The following is a 14,051-nucleotide window of genomic DNA, read 5'->3' as shown; positions in this document are numbered from 1 at the left end:
AAAAATAGCTACAAAACATCCCAGATAGCTGTCGCGATATCTTTTAACTCTTGTATAGCAAGATGCTCTGTGACCTGAAATAAATCAATATTCCCTCCTATCTCTTGTTGAAGTACATTTCTTAAGTAACCAATGACTGATTTCCCATGACGATATCGAACAACATCCTGATCATACAAATTCATTGCTGCCATTGCAATTTCACCTGCATCTGGCTTGCTTTCATGACCCCGGTAATAAGCAGCGAACTTAGCTTGTGTCCGGGCATTAATGAACTTCTTAATTGATTTCTCTTTAGCCCAAACTGTCGTTTCTTCTATAATCTCTGTTACTCTTTCAACAGAAATAACAGGAAATAGATGATGGATATGGTCAGAGGAAAGAAAATGTGACTCTGCATCAGTAGCAGTTGTCAGAAAGCAACTTATATTTGCAGCTTCAATTTTACTCTTGAATTCTTCAGCTTCTGATTGCGTCAGATAATCCCTATCTCTATGAAGTAGAATTTTTGTTGCTGGAGCATTTTCTTTAATAAAAGCAGCTAAAACAAGAGCCGTATCAACTTTTGAGCATCCTTCATAAGACCAAACATCCATCTCGTTGATATTAAAATCAGAAGCCTCTAAAATGGTTTTAATAGGTTTAGTATCACTATCTTCCGTTAGAAGAACACATTTTGTAAGACCACTTTTTAAGCGATCGCCTTTGTCTAAAGCTCCAATTTCCATTAAGAGGCTGTTTAAAAAGAAAGATTAAGCAGGGGCAAGGTAGCGTAGTGTCAGGTGAACCATTACCGCATAGATGGCTGACTCAGAGACTTCAGGCAACAACTCGTAGTCCTTACTCAATCGTCGATAAAAATTCAACCATCCAAACGTGCGCTCTACCACCCAACGCTTTGCGACCACCTCAAACTCTCCCTTGAGATTCTCTCGGATTTCTACGGCTGCTTGCACCAGTGACCACACCCATAAGCGAAATCGGTCTCCCCGATATCCGGCATCTGCCAGCACTGTATGCACGTTCTCCACCATTTCGGGATATTGATCTCGCCACTCCAGCAAACCATAGGCTGCCCCGACTCGATCTGACCCATTCGCTTCTGTCACAATCACCTTGAGCATCTGACCGAGGGAATCGACAATGATATGACGCTTGCGTCCTTTCACCTTCTTGCCCCCATCAAAGCCATAGACCTCCCCCTTTTTTCCGTGGTCTTGACGGATTGAGAATCCACAGCAACCACGGTGGGTAACGGATGTTTGCCGACATGCTCTTGTCTTTGCCGGATGAGGGTTTGATTGATGCGTGACCAAACGCCCTCTACTTGCCAACTGCGGTAATAAAAGTAGACGGTGGAGTAGGGGGGAAACTCACTCGGTAGCATGCGCCATTGGCAGCCCGTTTTCAGGTGATAGAAGATGGCATTGCATACCGCTCTTAAGTCTACTCGCCGTTTCCGACCACCGGGCTTTTGATCTGGGAGCAACGGTTCAAGGATTTGCCATTGCTGGTCTGAGAGGTCACTGGGGTATGGCATAGACTGTCTTAGAGAACTACATCACCATTATTTTCAGACGTTACTCTAGTGGCTTGCTACTATCTTTACATTTCTTTTTACACAGCCTCTAAGACTTTAACCACATCAAAGTTTTCATCCTCTACACGGTTACCATCACTAATCCAATGAATTTTTGCTGAACCAGATAGTTCATCTAAAATGTGCCTAGAATGCGTGGTTAAAACTACCTGAAAATCTCGGCTTTCTGATAATTTAACTAATATCTTGGCTAGTTTACGTTGGTTGTTTGGGTGTAAATGAGCATCAGGCTCATCAAGAAGGAGTAGCTTGGGCTTATAAAGATTAACGTATGAGAGAATTTGTATAGCTTGTAAAACTCCTGTTCCTACTGAGTCAATTGGTAAATCTTTCTCAGAGTTTTTTACAGTACACATAATATGATCATCACGATCTGGGCTGAAATTTACATCAATATTTTTATCTGGAAACACAGAATAAAAGTCGTCAAGGAACTTTTGCCAACTATCTGAATTCTGTTTAAGTAGCCATAAGATATTACGAAAAACGTTGTTTGCATCACCTCGAGCGGCTGCTTTACGGACAATGCCTGGATTTTTGTACTCTTCAACGTTTGGAATTCCTGCTAATCCTGGGACATAGATACTAAAAGGATCTTCGATTTCCTGAAGTTTTATCCCCAATGCTTTTCCCTCAATCGCAACAGTAATATTTCTATTACGCCCTTTTCTTATGACAACTGTTGAGGCGCATGTTGTGTCCCATTCCTCTAGTTGTATGAAAATAGCTTTCTCCCTCCTTTCTTCTAACGTTCCACCCATAGCGAGAGCAGAAACGTCTCTTAGAGGCGAATAAATCAACTGCAAGTGGGATAAAGATGTGGGCAACCTATTTTGCACCCACTTAATATTTTCTAGGTTTGTTGTTTGGGCTATTGAAACTGCAAATTGAATTGCTTGCAGGATACTGCTTTTGCCTGAGTTGTTACCTCCTACTAAGATATTAACTTTATCTAGGCATATAGTTATGTCCTTTAGGTTCTTAAACCGTTGTATTGAAACAGAGCTCAACATATTTGACTCAGAAACTATTTTGAGAGGTAATAATTCGGGCAATTGCAGTCATTTCTTCATCAGCTAGAAATGGTACTTGAGCGTAAATAAGATCAGATTGATTGGTCAGGCGAGCAGCTAAATGTCCTTTGCCTAAAAGGCTCTCCGCCCCTTTTTGACCAAGCGAGATTTCTGAAGTGCCGACACTCTCGACTCTCAGAATTAAACGATTTCCTAAGTTGTCTCGAAGCTGTACTGGAAGGACGTTGGCATCAGGACGCTGTGCTGCAAAGATGAGGTAAATGCCCGCTGCTCTCGCCTTCACACCTAAACGCTGCACGGCAGAGGATACAGCAGCTTTGTATTCATCGATTAGCATCCATTCAGCAAACTCATCATGGACTAGCCATAGTACCGGAAGCCTATCCTGCTCAGGGACTTTACTGTTGTAGTCCTGCAACGATTTCGCTTTCTGAGGAAGAAACTTGCGATATCGGTTATCCATTTCCTCGACTAGAAGTTCCAGAACCTCGATCGCACGATCTTGATCAATAATGATTCCTTCTTTGAGATGAGGTAGGTCGCTGATGTTGGCATAATCAACGCCCATTTTGGGATCGATTAGATAAATGCTTGCCAGTTTGGGAGAGTTCGTTGCACAAATATCGAGAAGGAGGTTTTGCAACAGAACTGACTTACCACTACCTGTCGCTCCAGCAATCAGCGTGTGCGGAGCGTGTTGTTCTAAATTCTCGAAACTACTGCCTAGATTGAGGTAAAGTAATTCACCATCCAGTTCATTAACTCCAATGATAAAGCTGAGGTTCACACCAGCAGGCGATCGATTGATTTTTCGTTTTGCCCACACTTCTTGTAGGGAAATCGTTTGGCGCTGGGGACGGGCGACGGTAACAACAATTTCTCCAGGCTGACCATAAACGCTAATAATGTTCAGAGCGTGAGTGGTCAGGAGTTGAGATCGCTTCTTCTCGATGTCATCTAGCTTCAGATTGTCTGAGCCTTTGAAGCGGACGATCGCTGCATTTGGAGTCAGGCGTTTCCCTTCAATTTTGGCTTGCAGGTTATATCCTAATAGAGCCGTCCGCAGTTTTCCAGCCGCTTCCTCCAGCCATTTTTCTGCCACTGCATCACCTTGGCTGGTCTGTGCTTGTCCCTGCTGCCACCAAGAAACCAGTACTGGACTCGCCCAACTATCTACATTTTCAACAGGTGAGGAACCTGGAGAGATTGTAGTTTCAGCTTCAATTGGCTGATCAGGCAGGGTTGGCTGAAGAGGACTGTCGGAATTTTCAGGCGGATTAACTTTTGCAGGTGTTGGCTGAGGAGTCGTTGTTGCCTCTACTTTCTCAATTTCTAAAACCCATGTGACTCGATCAGCAGGTTGTAATGCTTCTGTTACTGTCCAGGGTTTATCATCGCCAAGCTGTTCCCTTACGGGGAAGAGTGGTTGTCCTGATTCATAAGCCAGAACAAGTTTACGAACAGATTCTCGATCGAATACTTCTTGGAAGCAGCGTTCAACTTTGGGAATCGGTGATCGCTCCCCTTCTACATTGCTCTCATTCGTTCCGGATACAAAGACTTGAGAGTAGCCAGATAGGTCAATCCGAAGAGTCCCTGAGCGGATATGTTCGCGCCACTGTTCAATGTTCAGTTTGTTGTCGGAACTAAATTCAATGCCATCGAGTAGAAGATCGCTAAGGCGAGATAGCCAGAGATCCCGATCAAGACGACCCGGACTAATAAAGAGGGCATCGGCAATGCGATCGACTGTTTGCCGAAGCTGGTTCTGTGAAGTTCTGCGAGCGTCAGCTAAACCCGCGACATCAACGTATTTTGCCTCAGAAATAATGACTTTCAGGATAGGCTCGTTATCGACGTACTGGAGTGAAATTGCCATGATGTCAGCAATTTGACCCTCTTTTTGCCCTAACCAGGAGGCATAGTCATCCAGAAAGTACCAGCCGATTGGGTTTTGTGCTCCCATTTCTGCTGTAATCAAAGCTTTACTTAGAACCACACCCATTAGCTCGCTGGCGAATCTGCCACATTTTGCGGCTCGTAACACGATGTCACCAGAAACGGCGTTGGCTTCGTTAATTAGGCGTTCTACCAGTTTATCGATTCTGTTGCTTTCCAAGCCTAAATTTAAGGCTTCTAAGCGTTTTCTGACTAGCACTTTAAGAACATTCAGAGATGCATCCGAGGAGACGAGGAAGTTTCGTTCATCGGTACGGTTCTGTTGATAGCGAATAACCTTTACGCCCTGGTTAACGAGTTGTCGTCGTTCCAGCAAATCATCGTAGTTGACAACCCACTCCCCTAAACGGTGGCTTTCGTCAAAAGTTGTCTTTGTCGTTTCTTCTTGGAAGGAGATTTGACGGGCAGGTAAAAAGTGTTGATCAGGAGAGCAATCTTCACATTGAATCAGGCTATACACCATATCAAGGTAGGCTTGACCCACCATCGTCTGCTTGGGACAGGTGAGATAAACGGTGGATTTAAGCTCGTCTTTAGATGACGGGCGTTTACGTGCCCAACAAGCAGGAGAATGGATTAAGATTTCGGCTGTGTTGCTGTCAAATGGTGAAGGTTGCCAAACTACTTTTGCCTGTCGTGAGATGGCATCTTGCAAAAATACAATGTCGGCAAACTTCCCTTCTGTAGGAGTGGTGGAAGGAACGTCGTTAGACATGACTGAGATCCGCAGTCTTGCCATAAAGTCTTGAGAAACCTCACTAGCAATAAACGCATCGGGATCAGCATCAGAGCTTTCCAGCATCTGTTCGTAGAGTTGAGCGAGTTTTTGCCTATTCCGATGGCGTAGAACGACCTGGCAACGAACTTCCTCTCGATTATCTTGTAGTTCTTCACTCAGCTTGTTAACGATCGCTTGAGGTAGCTTGATCGAGTCGGTTTGGTATAGAACAACACTCAGATTCGTTTTTTCATGGGGCAGCAGTTCTACATAGCGGCGGATGATCCCTAGCAATCGATCGGTTGCTTCAGCCGGATTTTCGTTGGTTGCGCGATCGCTCTCGTCTCGTGTGGGGCGCTCCATCAGGCTGTAGTCGTTAACCGTGTCAGACACAGAGAGCAATTCGGGCTGCTGCCCCTGGTAGCCAACACAAACCTCAGGATAGTAGGGGTGATCGAGTTCGTTCCGCAAATCAGCAAAGAATAAGCGAGAATCACCAAAGTTGACTTCTGGTGTAGAGATGATGTACCGAAGGAGTCCTGCCAACTGGCGGGCTTTGACGGCTAGGGATGCTAATCTTAGTGGATGCCAAGGGGCGATGATGGCAGCAGGTTTACCGCGTTCAACGCGGATGCAGCCCAAGCGCAAGATCGGTTGATAGAAATCAATACGATTGAGGTCGCCCTTGACATTTTCTAGAACAGTTTTGAATAGGTTGCCATAGGCTTCACACTGGTGCAGCAGTTCCGGACTGGCAATACCTTGTCCTTCGTTTGTAAAACTGGAGATCGCTGCCCTATATCGTTCTGCAAAAGTTTTCCAGGTGGCAGTGATTGCTTCACCCGCATTCTTCGAGAGACGACCATCCACGACAGCTTGTTTAATTTTTTCAGGAAAAATTTTGTCCAGGTCGCTCTTGCGATCATACTTACTGACTAAAGAGCCTCGATTTTGTCGATATGCTGCCATTAGGGTGCCAACGTCTGACAGAGCGATACTCTGCAATCGTCCCTTCTTGCTGACTACCTCTCTTGACACCTGGGAAAGCTGGCAAGGTGAGTCTTTAAGCAGTCGTTTCAGGTCACTACCTAGTTCCATCCCAATTGAATTGGGATTACAACGCCAAACTAGTTGCGTCTTAGCAATTAGAGCCTGGGCGTTATCCCGCATCTCAACATAGAATTTAATTTCTGTCGCAGTTTTCGCTGTAGAGGTGTTCTCGCGATACTTTGCCTGCTGCTTTTTCTGAGTCTCTTCTAGTAACATGTCGTATTTGAATAGCCAATGGGTCTCCCACTCAATGTGAGGAGCAGTCAGTTGTTCAATACCCTTATAACGGGTGCAAAAATAACGACCCACGTCAGCATTGAGTTCCAACCATTTACTTTTTCTACTACTTTTTTGGGTTTCAATTTTAAGTGACTTAAAACCAGCTACAGTTTCAGCTTGATCAAAAAGCCGCTCGAAGGCTTGTAGTAAACCAATCAGAAAGTCTGTACACTCAATAGGCTGTCCGTAGACGAATTTATCCCACTTTGCTTTGAGCTTGCGATCTCCCTCAAGTTCCTGACGGTGAGCGTCATAAAATTCTCGATCCTCGTCTAGCGCCTCACGTTTATTTCGCTTTTTCAAGGCGTTTATGTATTGGGTTTCTGACTCCGTTAGAGTGTCGGGATACTCATCGTCAAAGAAATCTAGGGTGAGAGAGGCAATGTCTGTCTTTTGAGCTTGTAAACCAGAAAACAGCGTGTTGATGTTATCCGATTCCCACTCAAACTTGGAAAGGGCTTCAGCTTCGGAAGTCCATCCTGCGGAACTGGCGATAAATGCTTGAATAGCTGGGTAGGCGATCTCAGGAATATCATCCTTCACCTTGTCAAAGGCAGTTTGGAGATCCTGCTCATCGATTGGCTTGCGGCTAGGGGTTTGCTTCAGTAGTAAACAGGCGCGTTTCGCGAAAGCTTGCTGAAATAGCTTTTCCCAGCGATGAGTGTGTCCCAACTGGGTTTCAGGAATGGCGCGAAAGTAGCCAGAATCGCGGGGGAGTCGCAAAGCGGGCAATGCCCACCCTAGTGCATCAATGACTGGAAGGCTTTCTTCAAGGATGCGAGATTTCGTTTGAACAATGTATTCCGCAAAATTTTTCAGGCTGGGTGTGCCAACTCTCTGGAGTCCCTTCAGGGCTTTACACCAGTATTCAATCTGCTCGATAGGAATTGCCAGGTCTTTGGCAGCTAGGTTAATCCAGCACTCAATCTGTCCCTTCAGTTCTTGAGCACCAACAGAGGTGATGTCATTCAGAGATTGGGTTTGGTCATCGCTGATGTTAGCCAGCAGTAGTGCAGGACGATCGCAATCTGAGTGACGCAGGTGAACTGTACGTTCATCGGTCAAAATTTCATCAGGTAACCCGAAATCTCCTACAATATCTCGTGGAACTTGAATCTTGATAAGCGGGGCAAGGTCAGAGTCATGGAGAATGGCTTGGCAGACGGCGGCAACTTGCTGAGCAGTGAGACAATCTAGCAAAAACCGTGCAACTCCCTCGTTGGTTTCGTCGGTTTGAACTGAGCGTTTCAGGAAGTCAGCCGCAACTTGACCAATCAGTTCAATGGTCTGCATTATCTTACCTCCGAGGCAAAAGGATTTTGAACATAGGCACAGGCATCGGAAAGGCGTTTGAGCAGCCCAATACTGGCAAGGCGACGTTCAAGCCGTTTGGCATTGGTTTCAAAATCTTTGCGATCAGCATCACCGGAGTTGATCAATTCTGTGGCTTGGCGATCGCCAATAACAAAACCATATGTTTGGTGCAATTTCGCTAAAAACTCCTGAAATTCCATACGAGTCGGCACAGAGGCGAATACTAACGTCCTCAACAAGGAGTCAGTCGGTGCATAGCGAGTGCGACGGCTACCCCGACTGGATGACAACCCGATTTCGCGTGACCAAGTTCCACGAAATTTGCCGAGGTGCTAATCCTCATAGCCATTTTTATTAACGTAATCATCAACGTCGATCGCATTGTAGATTTCCTTGATCTCAGCAATGCTTTTAGCTGTTCCGTGAATTGGATTTCGCCACAGCCTGTATCTACGATGCCATGTCTCAAATACTCTACCAGTCAGGTCTTTTACCTCGATCGTGCTTCGATCATATCCTCTTGTATTGGTAAGTGTTTTCAAAGTCAAGGTGTAATCTATTCCTTGGTAATTCCTGGTAGTGGTCATCAATCTTGCTCCTTTGATTTTGTGGAAGCATCAAAAACGACGATGAATTTTTCAGTAGGAGAAAGGCGACGAAGAGCTTTTAAGCACTCATCAGCATCATTTCTACGGCGAAACCGTTTTATGGAGCGGTTCTGCATATTTGGAAGCGCACGAACGATAACCCAAGGGTGCAGCAATTCTTCGTATTTCATTGGGGATTAGCCTAATGGAAACCAATTGGCTCCATCTTATCATGCTCTATAGAAGCCTTTTGGCTTCTATTTACGTCATCATGCTTCTCTGACAGGATAAGAGGCATGGGAAAAGCTGGTAAGGTTCTAGGGCAAATTCTAACAAGTTACGGCATCAGCCAGGGTAAGTTGGCTGAACAGCTTGGTATTGCTCGATCTAACGTTCACAGATGGGTCGCTGAGATTAGAGATCCTAATTCTGAGACAGTTCAGGGGATAATCACGGCGCTTAAGGCAATCAATCCTGATGCTGCGGATGAATTTATCGGTTTATATGCTTCAGGCTTGGCTGTAGGTCAAGATACTTTTGCTGAAGCGAATTCAGGAGCATGGATAAATCCCGTTAGCGGAGGGTTGGAACGACTTCCTGACACTGAAGGATTAAATGTTGCTGCATTATCCAGACTGTTTGACAAAACAACGACTTCTTATAAATATGTCTTTTTCCTTTCTCTGTTAGACATCTTGAGAAGACAAAACTTTGATATTGACTCTACAATCAGTCTTAGAGATTTGTTAATTGAGATATTGGTTAATGCTTGGTATCCTCACACATATTTCAAGTTGTCATTTGGCATACAGGACAAGATCGCTATTAAACTAGATTCCCTGGAACTGGATCTTGATAAGCCAGCATTTGATGAATTGGAGAAAAACCTGCTTAGAGAAGAGATATCTAAAAGAAATTTGGATAATCTTTTGATAGGTAAAGACTCATTGATGCGATATGTACCATTTCGACTGATTACGCCTTTTCTATCACAACAACTAAAGGCATATAAGAGTCAAAGCCGAGGTACAACAAGAAATGATGATATTGAGAATGAAATAATTACGGCTCTAGCTGAACAGTATTTTGATACAGCTAAACCACTTTATAAATTTAATGGGAATTCCCCGAAGTTATGCAAATCTATTCAGTTAAGCTCTGAATGGATTTCTTACATTAGGATAAATTATTCTATTGTTAGGGGATGGGTTTCTTGGAAATGGTTGCAATATATGCAGAGCAAGAATCCTAGCACTCCTGCCATATCAAATAAATTATTCCCTCAGATTAGAAGAGGTGCATTAGCTTCTCAGACAAAGTATTGGCAAAAGATTCTAGAATACACCGATGAAATTAGCTGTATTTATTCAAATCGACCTTTGAGGGCAGATTCAAAGCTGTCTCTTGATCACTATCTGCCTTGGTCATTTGTAGCACATGACCAGATTTGGAATCTAGTTCCAACTTTCAGTGATGTCAATTCATCAAAGTCTAAAATCATTCCCTCATCAGTTTACTTTGACTCGTTTGTTAGAGTTCATTACTTAGGCTTGAAAATCTGGAAGGAAAAAATGATCAAAGACAAAACATTGAATAGATTCATTGATATGTATATTTCTGACTTAAGACTGCATACAAAAGATGACTTGACTGACTTTGAAAAACTTAGTAAGGCTTATAACTCTACGTTTCAACCTTTGCTGTCTTTAGCTACAAGTTTAGGATTTGAAGCGGGTTGGAATTACAGTCAGAATTAGGTGGCTTTTGCTTCCTACTCATTCTCCTCACTACCCGTTGTCATCGGGTTGAACCCACATGTCTCCGGTAGAGAGACAAACTCGCCACCGTCCAACTCAGGGGTTCTCGCTGGCCCGTAGCAACTACCCGCAATAGTCCCGTCGGGGAAATATGCTCAGTAATAGCCCGGTATTCTGTGCTGTCTGAGGTAAAGGCTCGCTGGGCGATCGCTAGAGCTTCTTGTTTAATATCAGTGCTATCGTCCGCACATAAAGCCGTAAGGTAGTGGGCAAAAGCTGACTTACCCGTACCGTAGACCCCGGTAATCGTCCAGGCACGGTGGGCGAGAGGATTGCTAAAAGCAGGCAGAATCCGCCGTAATGCCCCTGCCACTGTCTCTGTGGGTACATAACCCTGCACCGCATCGGGCTTATCAATATCCCGCACCAAGTTAACCGAGCGGTAGTAGCGGCGGTTCAGACTAAAATAGGCAGAAAGGGGTTTTGGGGTCATGCCGCTTTGCCCTGGTGTTCGTCATAATAAGCCTTTAGTATATCTAACGCTAGATTACAAATATCCGCAGTCCGAAAATTAAATTGCAGTTTACCTGCCGCATCCGCCCAACTCAATTCTTTGAACTGATGCTTCACTCGGTCAATAGCGTCACAGATAGCAGCCTCATTGATCTTAAAGATCACCCCAGGGCTACCAGGGTCATAGAGTAGGTTACTAACGGGGATAGTGCGGGCGGTTGGATACATTTGATGGGCAAAAACTAAAGCTGCGTAGACAATCACCTCCGCTGGTAGGTTTTGCTTCGGCCCAATATGAAAGACGTAGTGACGGGTATCCCCCGCTAGTTGTATCAGCCGTAGCTCGGTAAAGGGGCAATCTAGAGACTCTTCCCCACTGGAGGCCTTGGTGGGCTGCTCAGTGTACATCCGCAGAATACAGCTCACATCTTTTTTCAGGGATGAATCGGCAATACGGGTAATGGTGCGATCGCGATACTCTCCTAGCTCATGAAAAAGATCACCGTAGGTAAACTCCAACTTGTTGAAGTGGTTAAAAACAAAGCTCCAAGCGGTAGCGTAGCAGGGCGGCTGAAGTAACTGCCAATGTAGCAGCCACAGAGAGGCTGGATCCTCTAAGTACGGATCCCATTTACCCAATAATGCCTTACCAAACTCGGTCGGCTTATCATCTTCTAGCAGCCCAAAAGCATTACACCAGTAGCGAATGGAGCGCACCATGTTCTTCCCAACACCAAGCTGTACCGTGGCATCGTCATCTAGGAAGATATTGGGGTTTCGGCAAGCACCATCGAATCCTTTCTTCAGCCAGCCAAACCGAGGATGAAATGTCTCATGCCGGGCAAAGACCGATAAACTAGGTACTCTAGCCTTATTCATGTCGAGCGTTGTTTGCCTAATCATAAAATTCGTACAGAATCTTTATACCTAATTATTTGGCAATGAACTTGAATGTAATCATTTTTTTGTCAGGCTATAGAGGATATAGAAATTAACTTACAGGCTTAACAACTATAGATTATTATGTGGACTAGTAGGCCTTAGAGTGGATATACCAGTAACGTTGTTGAGGTATCAAGTCACTCAGCATATATTTCTTTTTTCTTTTTTTTCAATAAGATAGCTGGCAAGCATTTTAGCCCAGTATCACCAACCTTCCAAAATGCTAGATAGCTCTGTCACCGCAATTAATATTGCCAAAGTCTGCCAGCGTAGTCAAGTTGGTAAACTATTGCCTGATGCTCTCTACGTCCATGTGTCGGCACTGAAGTACCTTGACCCTATCCTCCAAGCCATCGAGCAAAGGGCCAGAACCAGCACTGATCTGGCGGAAAAAGCTACGCTAGTTAAGTTCAACTTCAATAAATCCCAACTAGCATATCTTTTATATCCAGACTTTGATACCGATGCACACCCGGCCCTTCACAGTAGTATTCAGGTCAATCTCAACACCCTAGAGATCAGCAAACAAGACTACCACACCCGCAATAATCCTCCAATCCTGCATCGCAAAGAAACCTTCATCACCCCAGAATATCCTCTATATGCCACCTTTGCACGGCTTACCCAGCAGGAAGAGGAACTGGGATTACTAGAGCAGTCCCGTGGTATTGGTACCCGCATGCCATGGGAACACCGCCTCGTAGAGCACTGCCTAGAAATCCACGACCACGCCCTTGCCTGTCCTCTCTCCACTACACACGCTCATCCTGCCATCACTCCCCCGACAATCCAACGTCATAAAGCCGCGATCTCACGAGTCACCGTCTCCAAGCCCATCCGCCTTGCAGTGGAAGCCGGACTGTTCGCTACCAACACGACCTACTTTGACTACGGCTGCGGCCATGGAACCGACATTGAGTACATCCATCGCCTGGGCTTGACTAGCTCCGGTTGGGATCCTTACTTTCGACCCGATATTCGCAATACCCCAGCCGACGTAGTGAATTTGGGCTATGTCATCAATGTCATCGAAGACACTACCGAGCGACGAGAGGCCTTAATCAATGCCTGGAACCTGACCCAGAAAGTGCTGATTGTAGCGGCTCAAGTGCTAATCGATGACAAAACCCGAGGTGTGATTGCCTACGGTGATGGCATCATCACTAGTCGCAATACCTTCCAGAAATACTATGAGCAGGAAGAACTAAAAGTGTATATCGATCAAGTGCTGGGGGTGGATGCGATTCCCGTAGCCCTAGGTATCTACTTTGTCTTCCGGGATGAAGCCCAGTCCGAAGCCTTTCGCGCTTCTCGATTCCGCTCCCGTGCAACGGCCCCTCGCATTCGTATCAAGATCAGCAAGTTTGAGGAATACCGAGAGCGACTGCAACCGCTAATGGATTTTTACACTGATCGCGGCCGATTACCCACCACTGAAGAATTGGGGATTGAATATCTAACACCATTACAGGACACTTTTGGCAGCATTCGGCGAGCCTTTACTGTTATTCTGCAAGCCACTGATGGGAGAGAGTGGGATGAGATCGCAGACAAACGCCGCAACGATCTCCTCGTTTACCTAGCTCTAAGCCATTTCAGCAAACGCCCTAAGTTCAAAGACCTCTCCCCTGAATTCCAGAAAGACATCAAAGCCCTGTTTGGTAGCTACCAACAAGCCTGCACCGCTGCCGACCTGATGCTGATGACCCTAGGCCGCATGCCTCTCGTTAAACAGCACTGCCGCCAGAGTGCCATCGGCCAGCAGCGACCCAACTCCCTCTGGGTACATATATCAGCCTTAGACCAGCTCGAACCACTGTTGCGACTCTATGAGGGCTGTGCTTCCCGTACCATTGGCCGGCCGGAGGAAGCAACGGTAGTGAAATTCCACGTCCAGAAGCCCCAGATAACGTATTTAGTATTCCCGGGGTTCGACAAGGAGCCGCATCCTGCATTGAAAACCAGCATGACAATATCCCTGCACGATCTTCACGTCCGATATCGTGATTACGCAATCGACAATCCACCCTTACTTCATCAAAAAAACCAAGTGGTTGCACCCGACTATCCAGGCTATGCCAAATTTACCAAGCTTAGCCAGCAAGAGCAAAAATGGGGACTGCTTGATGATATGAAAATGATTTTTGACCGCCAAGGTTGGGAACAATGCCTGCTAAAACATAAAGCTGCTCTGCGTGGGCATCGCGTAGTGTGGCACAAAGATAAAGATTAGGGCACCTCGATTAATTCAAATTTCGGGGCGATTGCAAACGAGATTTCAATGGTTTCAGCCTCTAT

General features: G+C 45.4%; 10 protein-coding genes. 2 read left to right on the top strand and 8 right to left on the bottom strand.

Translation table 11 applies throughout. The features are described from left to right. Positions 1–8: 8 nt before the first annotated feature. The 6 genes from L3556_RS13760 to L3556_RS13735 all read right to left on the bottom strand — a co-directional run bounded on the left by L3556_RS13760 (position 9) and on the right by L3556_RS13735 (position 8,732). Positions 9–728, bottom strand: coding sequence for a hypothetical protein (locus tag L3556_RS13760; RefSeq protein ID WP_277867916.1), 720 nt, complete (start codon positions 726–728; stop codon positions 9–11). A 24-nt stretch (positions 729–752) separates the two neighbouring features. Continuing rightward, positions 753–1,540 (bottom strand): IS5 family transposase gene (locus tag L3556_RS13755; protein ID WP_277867915.1). Its coding sequence is split into 2 segments (ribosomal slippage): positions 753–1,196 and positions 1,199–1,540, totalling 786 coding nucleotides; the frame shifts between segments, so codons are not numbered across the junction. 77 nt (positions 1,541–1,617) lie between these two features. Continuing rightward, a complete protein-coding gene (locus L3556_RS13750) occupies positions 1,618–2,613 on the bottom strand; it encodes an AAA family ATPase (RefSeq protein WP_277867914.1) in 996 nt (331 codons plus the stop codon). 7 nt (positions 2,614–2,620) lie between these two features. Further along, positions 2,621–7,933 (bottom strand): FtsK/SpoIIIE domain-containing protein, encoded by a 5,313-nt coding sequence (locus tag L3556_RS13745; RefSeq protein ID WP_277867913.1) that lies wholly within the window; start codon positions 7,931–7,933, stop codon positions 2,621–2,623. Further along, positions 7,933–8,127 (bottom strand): hypothetical protein, encoded by a 195-nt coding sequence (locus L3556_RS13740; RefSeq protein ID WP_277867912.1) that lies wholly within the window; start codon positions 8,125–8,127, stop codon positions 7,933–7,935. Before L3556_RS13740 ends, L3556_RS13745 begins: the two co-directional genes overlap by 1 nt. Positions 8,128–8,540: 413 nt before the next feature. Continuing rightward, a complete protein-coding gene (locus L3556_RS13735) occupies positions 8,541–8,732 on the bottom strand; it encodes a hypothetical protein (protein WP_277867911.1) in 192 nt (63 codons plus the stop codon). A gap of 105 nt (positions 8,733–8,837) precedes the next feature. Between L3556_RS13735 and L3556_RS13730 the strand changes: the two genes are divergently transcribed. After that, positions 8,838–10,298 carry an HNH endonuclease domain-containing protein gene (locus tag L3556_RS13730; protein ID WP_277867910.1) on the top strand — a complete coding sequence of 487 codons (1,461 nt, stop codon included), beginning with the start codon at positions 8,838–8,840 and terminating at the stop codon, positions 10,296–10,298. Between the two features lie 40 nt (positions 10,299–10,338). On the opposite strand, the gene L3556_RS13725 is transcribed toward L3556_RS13730, so the two are convergent. Continuing rightward, positions 10,339–10,791: a hypothetical protein gene (locus L3556_RS13725; protein ID WP_277867909.1), complete on the bottom strand. Its 453-nt coding sequence runs from the start codon at positions 10,789–10,791 to the stop codon at positions 10,339–10,341. Next, positions 10,788–11,690 carry a DUF4007 family protein gene (locus L3556_RS13720; RefSeq protein ID WP_277867908.1) on the bottom strand — a complete coding sequence of 301 codons (903 nt, stop codon included), beginning with the start codon at positions 11,688–11,690 and terminating at the stop codon, positions 10,788–10,790. The genes L3556_RS13725 and L3556_RS13720 overlap by 4 nt, the downstream gene beginning before the upstream one ends. Positions 11,691–11,973: 283 nt before the next feature. On the opposite strand from L3556_RS13720, the gene L3556_RS13715 reads away from it, so the two are divergent. Further along, positions 11,974–13,986: a DNA phosphorothioation-associated putative methyltransferase gene (locus tag L3556_RS13715; RefSeq protein ID WP_277867907.1), complete on the top strand. Its 2,013-nt coding sequence runs from the start codon at positions 11,974–11,976 to the stop codon at positions 13,984–13,986. Positions 13,987–14,051: the final 65 nt, after the last annotated feature.

The organism is Candidatus Synechococcus calcipolaris G9, from assembly GCF_029582805.1.
Lineage (GTDB): Bacteria > Cyanobacteriota > Cyanobacteriia > Thermosynechococcales > Thermosynechococcaceae > Synechococcus_F > Synechococcus_F calcipolaris.
The sequence above is the reverse complement of the archived record's forward strand: the minus strand, read 5'-3'. Positions and strand labels throughout refer to the sequence as shown.